This window comes from Opitutia bacterium ISCC 52 (assembly GCA_014529675.2).
GTDB lineage: Bacteria > Verrucomicrobiota > Verrucomicrobiia > Opitutales > UBA2995 > UBA2995.
This window is the reverse complement of sequence record CP076040.1, coordinates 1,187,232-1,201,191: the sequence shown is the minus strand read 5'-3', so window position 1 is coordinate 1,201,191 and position 13,960 is coordinate 1,187,232. Positions and strand designations below refer to the sequence as shown.

At 49.3% G+C, this 13,960-nt stretch carries 12 protein-coding genes; 9 read left to right on the top strand and 3 right to left on the bottom strand.

Translation table 11 applies throughout. The annotated features are described in order from the left end of the window. Nucleotides 1–130: 130 nt before the first annotated feature. The 6 genes from GA003_05190 (at nt 131) to GA003_05165 (ending at nt 8,311) form a co-directional block, all read left to right on the top strand. Nucleotides 131–859: a HEAT repeat domain-containing protein gene (locus tag GA003_05190; protein QXD29368.1), complete on the top strand. Its 729-nt coding sequence runs from the start codon at nt 131–133 to the stop codon at nt 857–859. Between the two features lie 143 nt (nt 860–1,002). Continuing rightward, nucleotides 1,003–2,730: a TolC family protein gene (locus GA003_05185; protein QXD29367.1), complete on the top strand. Its 1,728-nt coding sequence runs from the start codon at nt 1,003–1,005 to the stop codon at nt 2,728–2,730. A 1-nt stretch (nt 2,731) separates the two neighbouring features. After that, a complete protein-coding gene (locus GA003_05180) occupies nt 2,732–4,426 on the top strand; it encodes an efflux RND transporter periplasmic adaptor subunit (protein ID QXD29366.1) in 1,695 nt (564 codons plus the stop codon). 59 nt (nt 4,427–4,485) lie between these two features. Beyond that, complete coding sequence (locus tag GA003_05175; GenBank protein ID QXD29365.1) at nt 4,486–5,190, top strand: ABC transporter ATP-binding protein; 705 nt, start codon at nt 4,486–4,488, stop codon at nt 5,188–5,190. 132 nt (nt 5,191–5,322) lie between these two features. Continuing rightward, nucleotides 5,323–6,627 (top strand): ABC transporter permease, encoded by a 1,305-nt coding sequence (locus GA003_05170; GenBank protein ID QXD29364.1) that lies wholly within the window; start codon nt 5,323–5,325, stop codon nt 6,625–6,627. 187 nt (nt 6,628–6,814) lie between these two features. Then, nucleotides 6,815–8,311 (top strand): SGNH/GDSL hydrolase family protein, encoded by a 1,497-nt coding sequence (locus GA003_05165; GenBank protein QXD29363.1) that lies wholly within the window; start codon nt 6,815–6,817, stop codon nt 8,309–8,311. A 347-nt stretch (nt 8,312–8,658) separates the two neighbouring features. On the opposite strand, the gene GA003_05160 is transcribed toward GA003_05165, so the two are convergent. Together GA003_05160 and GA003_05155 are read right to left on the bottom strand one after the other, a co-directional pair. Continuing rightward, nucleotides 8,659–8,847 carry a cell wall metabolism sensor histidine kinase WalK gene (locus tag GA003_05160; GenBank protein QXD29362.1) on the bottom strand — a complete coding sequence of 63 codons (189 nt, stop codon included), beginning with the start codon at nt 8,845–8,847 and terminating at the stop codon, nt 8,659–8,661. A gap of 24 nt (nt 8,848–8,871) precedes the next feature. Next, the gene (locus GA003_05155) at nt 8,872–9,540 is read right to left on the bottom strand and encodes a HAMP domain-containing histidine kinase (GenBank protein ID QXD29361.1); all 669 of its coding nucleotides are present in this window, start codon (nt 9,538–9,540) and stop codon (nt 8,872–8,874) included. Between the two features lie 88 nt (nt 9,541–9,628). Between GA003_05155 and GA003_05150 the strand changes: the two genes are divergently transcribed. Together GA003_05150 and GA003_05145 are read left to right on the top strand one after the other, a co-directional pair. After that, the gene (locus tag GA003_05150) at nt 9,629–11,107 is read left to right on the top strand and encodes a sulfatase (GenBank protein ID QXD29360.1); all 1,479 of its coding nucleotides are present in this window, start codon (nt 9,629–9,631) and stop codon (nt 11,105–11,107) included. 260 nt (nt 11,108–11,367) lie between these two features. Continuing rightward, on the top strand, nt 11,368–12,810 hold the full coding sequence (locus GA003_05145) for a Gfo/Idh/MocA family oxidoreductase (GenBank protein ID QXD29359.1): 1,443 nt from the start codon (nt 11,368–11,370) through the stop codon (nt 12,808–12,810). A 120-nt stretch (nt 12,811–12,930) separates the two neighbouring features. Here the strand turns inward: GA003_05145 and GA003_05140 are convergent, their stop codons facing one another. Continuing rightward, complete coding sequence (locus GA003_05140; protein QXD29358.1) at nt 12,931–13,299, bottom strand: hypothetical protein; 369 nt, start codon at nt 13,297–13,299, stop codon at nt 12,931–12,933. Between the two features lie 142 nt (nt 13,300–13,441). On the opposite strand from GA003_05140, the gene GA003_05135 reads away from it, so the two are divergent. Further along, a complete protein-coding gene (locus tag GA003_05135; GenBank protein QXD29357.1) occupies nt 13,442–13,951 on the top strand; it encodes a cupin domain-containing protein in 510 nt (169 codons plus the stop codon). Nucleotides 13,952–13,960: the final 9 nt, after the last annotated feature.

Genomic DNA, 13,960 nt, shown 5'->3' with positions numbered 1-13,960 from the left:
AAATCCATGCCCGAGACTGCCCCAAAAGTCCAGCCTGGGGGCCAATTTCTCCATTATTTCCCATTCTGGTAAGGCCACGGTAAGGTGAGCCCTGTTAGAATATCAACACTCTAAGAAAAACCGACACTCTGTGAAAACATCAGTATCTACCCTAATTGCAATCGTCGCGATGGTCGTCTCCATCGCGACGTTGTCAATTTCAGTGGACTGGTCCAAGCAGGACACCTCCCAAACAACGGCTGAAGAGCGCATTGTTGAATTGGAGCGGGAAATAGCCCATTTAAAAGGAAGGGTTTACGAGACGGATCTGGTCGCTAGCGACGGTACGGTGAGCACTCCTACACAAACGGAACTCACCACTCTGTTAGACACCGATCAGGATCGCATCAATCACCTGGTTGAAAGCATGCGTTGGACCATGACAGTACGTGGGCTCATGAATCCCACCACGCAGCATATCGAGCGCGCTCACGGGATGATTTTTGATGATAAAGTGAATACCAAGTGGAAACTGGTTGCCCTAAGAATCCTCCAGACCTGCGACAAACGCTCCGACGATGTAGCCCGCAAAATGGTGGAGGAGTATTACAAAACCAGTGACTTCAACCTCCAAGCCGAGATTTTTAACATCCTTGATGGTGTAGATACTCCTGAATTCGCCCAGGCAATTCTGGAAGCTTCCTCCTCAAGCCCCAATGCCAGAGTCAGAAAAGAGGCAGTCGATGCACTGTCTGGATTCCTCCCAGATCCGGAACTCATTGATTGGCTCCAGCAAGTAGCTACGACTGATAAAAACAAAGATGTTAGAAGAGAAGCGGACCGCTTGCTTACCAAACACGCAGAAGTCGCCTCCAACTAATTCCAATCATCTCATCCTTATCCTAATCAATTTTACAGAGTGGTCACTAGAATCCCTAAAGAAAGATATATAAATTCCAACGGCGCAGGGATCCTGGCTGAGCTGTTTGTTTCTACCTCTAGAACTACAGGAATTTAATGCATATGCGTTCTGCCCTGAGAACTAGCCGGCTACTCCTAGGAGTAGCCGGCTACCCTTTTTTACTCCTCCTGGTTGGATGTTCGACGACTGCCTACCGCAATGCTGCCGACAGCGACGTCTACCAAATCGTCGCCCAAGTAGAGGAACAAATTTTTGGTAGTACCTCAGAGTTTTCCATCGAGACACCCTATACAGGCGTGGACCCCGATGAGATTACTCCGGATGACATTTTTGCCGAACGGAATCAGAGCACTCGTAAGACCATCGCAATCGAAGAAGCCATTGATCTCGCGATTAAGCAGAACCGACGATACCAATCACAAAAAGAGCAGCTCTACCTCACCGCACTGACTCTGACCGGAGAGCAACATGCCTTCAGTCCCCAGTTTTTTGCACGGGGCACCGGCAATCGCACCCATTTCCCCGACGGGGAAAAAACCGAAGGAGCAAATACGAATGTAGGCGTTGGTCAGATGCTTTCAACGGGAGCCGATATCAGTGTCTCTATGGCCACAGACGTTCTGAGGTTTCTTACGGGAGATCCTCGTAAAACAGCGGCTTCTACCCTCAGCTTCAGCGTATTCCAACCCCTGCTAAGAGGCGCAGGTAAAGAAGTGGCTGCGGCAAGACTCATACAAGCGGAACGCAACGTCATCTACGCTATCCGCAATTTCAGCCATTTCCAAAACGAATTTGCCACCAGTATCGTGCTCGACTACTTTCGCCTCCTTCAGCGCAAAGATACCATTTACAACGAGTACAACAACTACCAATCGCGTATCGTAGCGACTCGCTACCTCAGGGCGCGTTCAATAGACCGGGAAAAAGCGCTCGATGTGAATCAGGCAGAACAGGCCGAACTCTCCGCACGCAACCGCTACATCAACGCCGTGGTGAGCTATAAGAATCTGCTGGATGATTTTAAAATCACCCTCGGCCTGCCTCAGACGGTCGATTTACACTTAGTCGATGCCGAAATGGAAACTCTCCAGGAGCGCGGCCTAGTCCTTCTAGACTTAAACTCGAGCTACGGATTCCAGCTGGCTGTTGATCACCGACTTCCTCTCCTCAACGCCATCGACCAGTATGAAGACGCTCAGCGGAATGTGCGTGTCGCTTCCAACGGACTGAAAACCCAGATCGGAATATTTGCCAATGCCTCCATCGACAGCGAGGGAGTGACCGACTATACCGATTTTGATTTTGATAACATCCGCCGATCGGTGGGTTTACAACTGGATCTTCCCCTCGATCGCTTGCGGGAGCGTAACCTCTATCGGGCATCCCTCATCGCGTTCGAGTCCGAGCTGCGCAGCTTGGGTCTAACACTGGACGAATTACGTTCGACGGTGGACGAAGGCATCCGCGAGCTCGAGCGCCTTTCCCAAAACTACGAGATTCAAACCAACGCCGTGTCTCTGGCAGAGAAACAAGTATCGGGAGCACAACTTTCCATTGAATCAGGAAATGCCATTTACAGGGACCTCGAAGAAGCGCAAGATGACCTTATCGCTGCTCAAAATGCCCAGACGGCAGCGTTGGTCGATTACCTCGAATCCCGCTTAGATCTCCTACTTCAACTAGGTATCCTAAACACGGGTACGAATCAATTTTGGCTCAATCAAGCCAGCACCTTCAACCTCACTCCAGGAATAGGATCTGGTAGTTCGTCCTCTACCATTTCTGATGACGGAGAAGTTATGACCCCAGACGAATTATTCACGCAATAAGATGAATAGAAACGAAACCCAGGAAAGACCTGCCAACCAAGTTAAAGCGAGGTCTCAACAAGCGCTAAATTTCATTATCCCCTTTGCCAAAAAGCGACCCATCCTTTCGACCGTCATTGGCCTGGTGCTGGTAGTTCTTCTATTTTCGGTTTTGGGTGGCGGAAGTGATGGAGAAGATGCATATTCATACTATAAGGTAACTAAAGGCGACTTCCTGGTTTCCGTTACGGAAGGCGGGACTCTTCAAGCGGTCAACGAAGTAACGGTGCGCAACGAGGTCGATGGCAATTCGCGTATTATCTACATCGTGCCCGAGGGAAGTTACGTAAAGAAAGGCGACCTCATTGTGGAGTTGGATATCGCGGACGTAGAAAATGCTCTCAACGCTCAGTTAATTCGCTTTGAGGATGACAATGCTGATTTCGTCCGATCAGAAACCGACCTGGTCATAACGAAAAGCTCAAGAGACAGTGATATACGTCAAGCCGAGTTGGCGGTACAGTTCGCCAAAATGGATTTGGAAAAATTTGAGAAAATCGAAAAAGCTCAGGAGGTTCGTAATGCAGATATCGAAATCATCACATCTCAGGAATCTTTAAAACTGGCGGAGGAAAGGCTTGAGTGGTCGAAAAGACTGCAAGAGGAGGGTTTTGAGACCAAAAGCAATCTCGACCGGGATCAACTCTCAGTAATCAATCAACAGATGGGCCTGGAACAAGCCCAGACCGTGAAGGAGATGCTTAACCAATATGACCTGGAAAAACTCGAAGCGGAATACAGAGCGGATCTTGAGGAAGCGGAGCAGGAACTCGTAAGGGTTAAGACACAGGGCGACAGCAGAGTCAGACAGGCCGAATCTCAACTTGAAATTGATAAACGCCAACTCGAGCTAGGCCGGGTCAAATTGGCCAAACTGCAGGCACAAATGGCGGCTACCAAACGATATGCGCCGCAAGACGGACTCCTCGTATACGCCATGAGCTCAAGTCGTTATAGCAATGAATCCATGATCGAGGAAGGAGCCACCATTCGTCAACGCCAAGCCATCGTAAAAATTCCTGATACTTCACAGATGAAGGTGGAAATTAAAGTACACGAATCCTATGTAAATCAGGTAAGAGTTGGCCAGACAGCCTTTATCGTTCTTGATTCGCTTCCGGACGATCGCTTCCGAGGAGAAGTCACCAAAATTGCGGTTCTTCCCGATGCCCAAAGTCGCTACGGAAACAGTAACCTGAAAGTGTATTCGACTGAGATCGTAATCACCGATGAATTGCCAGATGTGAAACCTGGAGTATCGGCAAGAGCAGAGATCGTAATCACCAATTTGGAAGACGTAATTAAAGTTCCTATACAGTGCGTAACCACGTTGGGAGGAAAACAGGTTTGCTACGTAAAAGGGCTTCGTGGCCCCAAAGCCACTCCCGTCGAAATCGGACTGTTCAATAACAAGTTCATTGAAGTAAAGTCAGGTCTCAGTTCCGGAGATCGTACTCTCCTGGCCCCTCCGGTCGACAGTGGAGATGATCTGGGAGGTGCCCTTCTCAATGAAGAAGAAAACATAGATCTAAAAAATTCGATCTCGAGCAAACGACCAGAGCCTAAACCGACACAACAGGCACGCAGCCCTCAGAATGAACAACGTCAGAAATCAGGCAAAGGAGACAAAAAAACACGAGGTAAGAGCGACAGCTAGTCCTCCTACAAGCTTTAGGTGTAAATAAAGACCTCTCCTGAATCCAAAGATCCATTCCGATGATTTCTAATCCCAAAACCATTATCGATATCCGAAATATCATAAAAATATTTCAGGTGGGTGAAATTGAAGTACGGGCATTAAGAGGAGTCGATGTTGCGATTAAAGAAGGATCTTACGTTGCCATCATGGGCCCCTCCGGTTCCGGAAAGTCTACCATGCTCAATATCCTTGGATGTTTGGACCGTCCGACCTCAGGGGAATACTATCTCGGAGGAGAGGATGTCGCTACCATGGATGACGATACTCTATCAGCTATCCGCGGAAAACGCCTTGGTTTCATTTTTCAATCTTACAATCTGATCGCTCAATTGACGGTCATTGAAAACATCCAAGTTCCCTTGCTCTACCAAGGTGTGAACTTGAAGGACTACGAAGATAAATGCGTAGAGCTCGCTGAGCTCGTCGGCCTCAAGGACCGACTGGATCACCGCCCTACCCAATTGTCGGGTGGTCAACAACAACGCGTGGCTATCGCTCGGTCTCTCATCAATGACCCCCTGATGATTCTGGCCGATGAGCCAACTGGAAACCTCGATTCTAAAACCGGCAAAGAGGTCCTTGAACTCATCGACGAACTCAACAGCCAGGGTAAAACCATCGTCATGGTCACTCACGACGACGACATTGCCTACCGTGCAGATCGTGTCATCCGCATGAAAGATGGACGGGTCGATAAAGACGAATACCGACAACGCACCTAAAATGATATTTGAATTTATAGCTACAGGAGCAGTTTTAACCCGCGGTTGTTTCTATAACCATTGTTATCCGTCCCACGCCCCTAGCCTGCCCATCGTAGCCTCGGCGAAGCTGGGCCTCGCGCCCCGTTATAAATGTTCCAACTAAACCTAACCCAACACCAACTTCTCAACACCGTAAAACTCGGTGTTAAGAGCTTGCTTTTGCACAAGCTGCGTTCGGGACTGACCATGCTGGGAATGATCTTTGGAGTCTGCTCGGTCATTGCCATGCTGGCAATTGGTGAAGGCGCTTCCCACGAGGCTCAGGAACGCATCAAGCGACTCGGATCGACCAACATCATTATCAACAGCGTCAAGCCTCCGGAATCGCAGGATGACAACAATACCTCTGGGAAAAGTTTTGGCATAGAATACGGTCTCACCTACGATGACGCCTCACGCCTACAATTTACGATCCCAAACGTAAGCAACGTGCTACCCATGAGAATTATTCGGGACAACGTGCGCTTTAATCGGAATCAGGAACCGTGCCAAGTCATAGGCACCTTGCCATCTTACACTGCCATGCAAAAAGTGGATTTGGTAGCAGGAAGATTCCTTACGATGGTCGATCAAAAACACCAGCGCAATGTCTGCATAATCACTTCAGGCCTCGCAGCTCGGCTATTTCCTTATCAGTCACCTCTTCAATCCACAATTCGCGTAAAGGATGTTTATTATCAGGTAGTCGGTTTGATCAACGAAACGGGCACGGCTGATCAACGACCTCAAAAAGACGAGATGGAGGGCGAACCACTCGACAACAACGTTTATATTCCCCTTTCCACAGCAAGGACCCGTTTTGGAGAAACCCTCATTCGACGCAACGCTGGTAGTTTCAGTGCGGAAAAAGTCGAACTGCACCAGATCATTGTAAAGATGGAGACGACTGAATCGGTCATTGCAGCAGAGCAACAGATAAAGGGTCTGCTCAAACGTTTCCACAATCAAAACGATTTTGAACTTATCGTTCCTCTACAACTCCTTCGCGAAGCGGAAGCCACCAAGCGCATGTTCAACATCGTTCTTGGCTCCATCGCAGCCATTTCTTTGCTGGTGGGAGGTATTGGCATCATGAACATTATGCTAGCTACTGTCACCGAACGCACACGCGAGATCGGTGTGCGTCGCGCTCTCGGTGCCAAGAAGAAAGACATTGTCACTCAATTCTTGATTGAAACCGTGGTTCTCTCCATTGGGGGCGGAACGATCGGTGTATTGCTAGGAGTACTGGTTCCTCTTTTGGTTTCGGCCTCTACCGACATGGTCACCATCATAACTCCCTGGTCGGTAGCCCTCGCCTTTGGAATTTCCGGGCTGACCGGAATTGCGTTTGGCATCTATCCGGCGTCACAGGCGGCGGAGCTGGATCCCATCGAAGCTTTAAGACATGAGTGATTTTAAGAAACGGTTCGCAGAACCGTTTCTTAAAATCGCGAATCATCACGCCAATGGTTCAAGGAACAGCTATAAATAATTTGTAGCCATGATCGTGAGATCATGGACAATAGAAGTGATCTCTTTCGGTTAACCTTTGATCGATCCAATGGTGTTACCACCATTGCTACATTTCTTCCATTTCAAAATGCCCCACGCAAAACCACAGTCCGTCTCTCGCTGGCTTACACGGTTGCAGGCGGTGGGGTTTGGAATATTGTTGGTGCTTTTGATTGAAGGGGGACTCCAGTTGGCGGGGTTTGGTGGTGAGGATTTGGGAGAAGATCCATTTATAGGGTTCAGCGCGGTGGAACCATTATTTGCCCTCAACTCAAAAGCTAACCGATACGAGCTACGACCGGAGAGGAGTACCTACTTTGTGAGTGACGGATTTACACGTCACAAAGATTCGGATACGTTTCGGATATTTGTTCTAGGGGGGTCAACCGTTCAAGGTCGCCCCTACTCGATCGAAACCGCTTTTCCCAAGTGGCTACAGATCAACTTGGAGCTCGCTCATCCAAATAAGAAGTTCGAAGTCGTTAATTGCGGAGGCATCTCCTACGCCAGTTATCGACTCGTTCCTATCCTCAAAGAATGCCTGAACTACGAACCCGATTTGCTAATCCTTTGCGCGGGGCAAAACGAATTCCTCGAAGCACGTACCTATGGCGCCATCAAACCACTCGCACGATCTCTTGGCGGTCCAGTGAAAGTTCTTCGGGGCCTGGCAAGTTACCAAGCATTGGACAGCCTGTATCAATCAGCCACCGGAGCCAAAGCCAAGAAAGAATCCCTAAAAAAACCCACTCTTAAATTGGAAGTAGATGCCTTCCTCGATTACAAAAGAGGCCTAAGCGCCTACCATCGCGATCCGCAATGGAGAGAAGGAGTCATTGCTCACTTTAAGGACAACATTCGAAGAATTCATACGATTATTCAAGAAGCAGATCTCCCCCTCGTTGTGCTCAACCCACCTGCGAACCTAAAAGACACACCTCCCTTCAAGTCTGAGCACCGATCAGATCTAAGTGAAGAGGAGGAGATGGCATTTCAAGATTACGTAAATCAGGCCGAGAACCTCTATCAAACGGATGTAGCAAAAGCAGCTGAATGCCTCCGGTGGGCCGTCGACCTGGACCCCTCCTTTGCTTTGGCGCATTACTCGCTCGCACATTGTTATCTGGCTTTGGCCAACTTCGCAAAGGCTGAACATCATTTTATAGAAGCCTTAAACGAAGACATTTGTCCACTGCGCCTACTCCCATCCATGCGGACTTTCGTGAATGATTATTGCCAGTCAAACAACATACCATCTCTAGACCTGCAGCCACTACTCAGAAACTTTTCCGGAGAAATGGTAATAGGATCAGGCATTCTGGTTGATCACGTGCATCCGTCTATCAAAGGCCATCAGTTTATCGGCGAAGAAACCGCCAACCTGCTTTTCAAAAGCGTTCTTCCCCAACCGACCACCCCAAATTGGAAGGCAGGTCGCTCAACTGCCTATAAAAAGCAATTCAATAGCTTGGACGGCCTCTACTACTCCCACGGTCAAATTCGTTTGGACAATCTAATGGATTGGACCAAAGGCCAAACCGAAGGCCCGCCGATCGAAATGCATCAGCCTATCGATAAGCAGTAAGCTCAATCCTACTCTTAATCTTAATCTTACTCTTAATCGATGATCTGTAGAGGCCTAGATTGAAATACAAATGAACCCGATACCCTTAAAAATGCTACTTCCCGAGGCAAGCCACGGGGTACCGAGGGACCAAGTCCCGACACATTCATGGTCCAGTTCAAACCGCTCAACCACGCTTATTGTACGCTTAAACGGCCAGTATTAGTTGATCGGGTTTATGACATTAAAATTAAGCGAACATAAGCGTATATTAGCGGTTAAAAAAATTACGTCGTTCCAGCCCCTCGGCTCTTTGCTCTAAGCCGGTAACTCCACAACGAAGACCGTCTTCGTCGAATCAGACGTTTCTAGAAACAGATCTCCAGAATGTGCTCGCACGATTTCCCGAGATAAACTGAGCCCAATCCCACACCCCCTTTCCGGCTTCTTCTGGCCGCATCCACCCGGTAGAAGCGCTCAAAAATTCGATCTTGGTCTGATTCACTTATGGGTTTTCCTGAATTTTGGACACGGATGGAAACCTGATCACCATTCACCTCTAGTGAAAACGTAATTTCACTTTATCGATCACTGTAACGGAAGGCATTGGTTGCCAGGTTTTGGATCGCCTGCTCCAACAACACTGTATCTGCTTCTACGAATACATCTTCTGGGATAGTAGCATCTATAGCCCGGTCTTCGGCTCTCGCCTCACAATCCTCCACCACGTTCTTGAGCATTTCACTCAGATTAACCGGCTCTAAGGTCAGCTTTAACTTTCCCGTATCCGAAGTTGATAATAGCAACAGCTTCTCCGTAATGCCTTTCAATCGTTCGATTTCGTCCAATAAACTTGCATACACCTGTTGATCACTCGATTCCTGTGGGGCATTTTTGAGCGCCGCCTCTATTTCTGCCTGCAGTCTGGCCAAAGGGGTTTTTAATTCGTGAGAGGCATCTGCGCTGAATCGGGTCGCCTGATAAAAAGCCTTTTCCAATCGCCCCATCATCTCGTTATGCATCCGGATCAAACGCTGGAACTCCGTTTCATACCCCGAACCTTCAATGCGCTGATCTAACCCAACCTCTGTCACCCCTTCTACAGCTCGTGTTAATGCGTTCACAGGCCTGAGTGAACGTTGAGCGATCAACCAAGCCCCACTGACAGCCAGAATCAATGCCAATGGCAACACCAAGTAATAACTGCGTTTCAGTTGATCCATTCCCTGATCAAATGTTTCAATATCCACGGCAATCGCTCCCTACCTCTATTTGAATTAGGTAGGGCGACCTCGCCTAGGGCGCCGATTAATTTCACCTCATCAAGCTGCTCTATATATGAAAAAAATCATCTCAACAGTACTCTTACTCTTCCTTCATCCTTTAGCCTTCTGCCTTTTGGCCTCGGACAAGCCCAACATCATTTTCATGCTGTCCGACGACCAGGGCTGGAACGAGACGTCCGTACAAATGCACCCGGACATCCCTAACTCCAAAAGCGAGGTGGTCCAGACTCCGAACCTTCTAAAGCTGGCCGAACAGGGCATGCGCTTCAGTCAAGGCTACTCCCCAGCCTCCGTATGCGCCCCGACCCGCCTCAGTCTGCAGAATGGTAAAAGCCCCGGTCAGAATCACTGGACCAAGGCCAGCCGGCCTTATACGGCTGCGGACGGTTTTAAACTCATTCCTCCACCCAATATCCGCAATATTACCAACGATGAATTCACCATTGGCGAGCTGCTGCAGGAAGCAGGCTACGCTACTGCGCACTATGGGAAATGGCATATCAATGGAGGTGGCCCAGAAGTCCACGGCTACGATGAAAGCGACGGTGAAACCGGAAATGAACACGCGGCCCCACACAAAGGTGACAACCCGGTCGATATCTTTGGCATGGGAAAGCGAGCGGCGGCTTTCATGGAGAAAAGCACCGCAGCAGAAAAACCATTTTTCATCCAACTCTCCTGCAACGCGCTCCACTACCCGGAAAACGCCAGACCCAATACGGTCGAGAAATACAGCAAGCTTATGCGAAATGGGAATGCACGCTCAATTGGACGTGCTGCTCTCGGCGAGAACCTGGACGAAGGCATCGGACTCCTCATGGCGAAAGTCGACGAGCTTGGTATCGCCGACAACACCTACGTCGTTTACATGTCTGACAACGGCGCTGGGGGTGGCGGTGGAGGTCGCAACCCACTGAGCGGTGGTAAGGGAGATGTGCGCGAAGGCGGCATCCGTGTGCCTCTCTTTATCCGTGGACCTGGTATTGAATCCAACTCCTGGTCGCACCAGGCGGTTGTCGGTTACGATTTCTACAACACCTTTGCCGAATGGGCCGGTTATAATAAGCCGCTGCCTAAGAACATCGAAGGCGGCAGCATCACCCATCTACTCGCAGGCGAAAATAAACCGGTTACCCGTTCCCGCGAAGGCCTCGTCTTTCACTTTCCTCACTACCAGGGTGACACCCCTCATTCCACGCTCATTAAAGGGGACTACAAACTTCTCCATTTCTACGAAACGGAAGATAGCCAACTCTATAATCTCGCTGCAGACCTTCGAGAAAGCAAAGACCTATCCAAGTTAAAGCCCGAGTTGGCAGCAGCCATGGAATCCGAACTCTTCAGTCGGCTCAAAGCCATCGGTGCCGACCTCCCAGAAGTGAATCCTAACTACGACCCAAACAATCCTCCCCAAATCCGACGTGGTGGAGGTGGTGGACGTAATCGCGAAGCACGGGGGAACCGAGGCGGTGACCAAGGAGGCAACCGCGGAGACAGACAAGATCGAAACAACCGGCAGAATCAAAGATGATGAAACGAATAAAGCCAGGAGGAACTCATGGCCTTTATTAAATTGATCTTTTGCCACGTGGATACCCCAGGTATTTAGAATTTGTATACAAGACCGATGGCACCGAAATCCGTTCTTCTCAAAACGGGAACAGGGAGACTAACGACTGGTGTGGCAGACACCCTGCCTGATACAGAGCATGCAGATCGACTGGTAAAACGGTTCAGAAGCAAAAAGGTGTTGTCAAAAGCAATGACCACTCTAACCGTAAGCATCATCACATGCAAAAAAGCTCCAAAGTTTCGCGCCGCAAGTTCCTTGGAAAATCAGCGGCATCCGCATTTAGTTTTACCGTTTTGCCATCTTATCTGGCTTTGGGTAAGAAAGATTCAGAAGGCAATGTGCCACCCAGCCAGCGGCTCAATCTAGGCTGTGTCGGAGTAGGCAATCGCGGGAACGCGGTGATTACAAGTTTGTGCAAGGAAGGGAACGCCATACCCGTGGCATTTGCTGACGTCGACTACTACAATTCCGAACGCGCGGCGAAAACGCTGGCCGCTTTCCCTGATGTTCAACGCTTTGACGATTTTCGTGTGATGCTGGATACCATGGGGGATGATATTGACGCCGTCAGTGTCGTTACACCGGATCATACGCACTTTGTAATCGCGCTAGAGGCCATGCGTCGCGGAAAGCATGTTTACGTAGAAAAGCCGCTCACACATACATTCCGTGAATCCGAATTGTTGATACAGGCCGAAAAGAAATACAAGCTCGTTACCCAGATGGGTAACCAGGGACACACCTCTGGTGGAGCTAGCCAGTTTCAGCAGCTCGTAAAGGGCGGAGCGATCAAGGACATCAACAAGATCGAAGCGTTCTTCAAACCTTTCAAACATCCAGGCATCTGGTTCTATGAAAAGGACCAGAGGATAGAGAAGTACCCCACTGCAGAGGCAATCCCTTCAACCTTGAATTGGGATCTCTGGTGTGGACCGTCTGAGATGAAACCGTTCAACAACTTATACCATCCACAGACCTGGCGCGCTTTCTATCTATACGGATGCGGAATCTTTGGAGACTGGGGCGCCCACATTCTTGATTTCGTCCACGACTACCTGAAACTTGGCCTGCCTAATCGAGTCGAGAAACTGGAGATGCTAGACCACAATCAGATCATCTTTCCACGACTCTCCAAACTATCCATGAAGTTTCCGAAGCGTGGGAAAAACCTACCGGCAGTCGACCTTGATTGGACCGACGGCTACGGAGCCAAACCAGTCGTGGACGAACAATACTGGGACAAGAGCGAAGACGGATCGAGCCAGCATCCAAACTTGGATGAAACAGGCTCCACCTTGCTCCACCGCAAGGATGGCAAGTTCGCCATTTACCGTGCCAGTCACGCGAAGCCGTCACACCTGCTGCCAAGAGTGACCATGAAAGAATACGCAGAGTACGTGAAGCAGCCGAGAGTGACTCAGAGCCACCAGGAGAATTTCGTGCAGGCTTGCCTGGGTAATGGGAAAACCACTTCACCCTTTAGCATTTCCGGAGAACTCACTCAGTTGCTGCATCTCGGAGTTACTTGTCAGTATTTGAATGAGAGCTTTGACTTCGATCGCAAAAAGAAGCGCGTTCGAGGGAACGCCCGAGCCCAAGCAATCCTCGACGGACCAGAGCCCCGAGAAGGCTGGAAAGATTACTACAAACCAATCGCTTAGGAATCTTAAACAGAGTCTACCGAGTGTAGGGACATCTCAAGGGGTATCAATTGAAAAGGGATGACGCTTTGGATTCATTCTTTAAAATACTATATAACTTTTTTTCAGGTAAGAGAAATACTACTCCACTTTCTCACCTGTGAATTCGAAAGTCCTGCCTTGGACATCGTTTTGTCCGGCAATTGAGTTCCCATCCATGGTGGCGCTCAATTCAACAGAATAGCCCCGGTAATTAATACCAGCACTTAAGACACCATTCGCTTCGATTGACAATTCGTTCAATTTGTATTCGCCGGTTGGATTGGAGAGAGTACCCGAGTAGACACCTTCTTTCTTTTTAATCATCAGAGTGGCGTTTGGATTGCCTCCTGGAGACTGTGAAAATTGAATCTCCCATACTCCCACGAAAGGATCCGGTTTTTCGGACAGTGTCGCGCAACCTGAAATCATAACCAGGGTGACTAGAGGTAATAGTAGGTTTTTGATCATACTCAATTAGGCAGGAATACTGGGTTTCTGATTTAACAACGAGATTACGAATACAACGCGCAGGTCCAATGATTTGCAAGTGCTATAGGGAAAGAGGCTCAGAAGACGGAAGGTGTTGTAAAAAGTTAAGACCTCAGGTCATATGCTATTTTTTATTCATTTCCAAAAACGACCAAAGACTTCCATGAAACTATCCATCTTCACTACCCTCGTCCTTTCCTCGGCAGCCCTGCTTATTCTCTCGCGTGCACACGCTGATGCGCACGAACATCAAAAGTCGGTGGTGCCAGAAGCTGAAACGAAACTCGATGCTGCCTTAGCCCACGAGGGTCCGAGCGAGAGCATCAACATCAGCGCCGAGCTCATTGGCGCCGTCGACCTGAAAACCGTTCGGGAACTCGAAGGCAAGCAGGCGCGCGTTCGTCTGATCACCATCGAACCCGGCGGCAAGGTCGCCGTTCATCAACACGACGACCGTCCGGGACTTGCCCTAATCCTCTCCGGAGTCGCAGTCGAATACCGCGGCAAAAAGGCCATTCACCATCGTCCAGGCAGCGTAGCCTTCGAACAGGATGGCGACACGCATTGGTGGCACAACCCCTACGAGGAAGAAACGCGGGCACTCGTCGTCGATATTCTACCTAAGGAATAGAACGAGTTG

What these genes read in the sequence shown, in the direction of transcription:
- GA003_05185 (QXD29367.1), top strand. Translation starts at nt 1,003, where the DNA reads ATGCGTTCTGCCCTGAGAACTAGCCGGCTACTCCTAGGAGTAGCCGGC.
- GA003_05165 (QXD29363.1), top strand. Translation starts at nt 6,815, where the DNA reads ATGCCCCACGCAAAACCACAGTCCGTCTCTCGCTGGCTTACACGGTTG.
- GA003_05145 (QXD29359.1), top strand. Translation starts at nt 11,368, where the DNA reads ATGCAAAAAAGCTCCAAAGTTTCGCGCCGCAAGTTCCTTGGAAAATCA.
- GA003_05150 (QXD29360.1), top strand. Translation starts at nt 9,629, where the DNA reads ATGAAAAAAATCATCTCAACAGTACTCTTACTCTTCCTTCATCCTTTA.
- GA003_05180 (QXD29366.1), top strand. Translation starts at nt 2,732, where the DNA reads ATGAATAGAAACGAAACCCAGGAAAGACCTGCCAACCAAGTTAAAGCG.
- GA003_05140 (QXD29358.1), bottom strand. Translation starts at nt 13,299, where the DNA reads ATGATCAAAAACCTACTATTACCTCTAGTCACCCTGGTTATGATTTCA.
- GA003_05175 (QXD29365.1), top strand. Translation starts at nt 4,486, where the DNA reads ATGATTTCTAATCCCAAAACCATTATCGATATCCGAAATATCATAAAA.
- GA003_05170 (QXD29364.1), top strand. Translation starts at nt 5,323, where the DNA reads ATGTTCCAACTAAACCTAACCCAACACCAACTTCTCAACACCGTAAAA.
- GA003_05135 (QXD29357.1), top strand. Translation starts at nt 13,442, where the DNA reads ATGCTATTTTTTATTCATTTCCAAAAACGACCAAAGACTTCCATGAAA.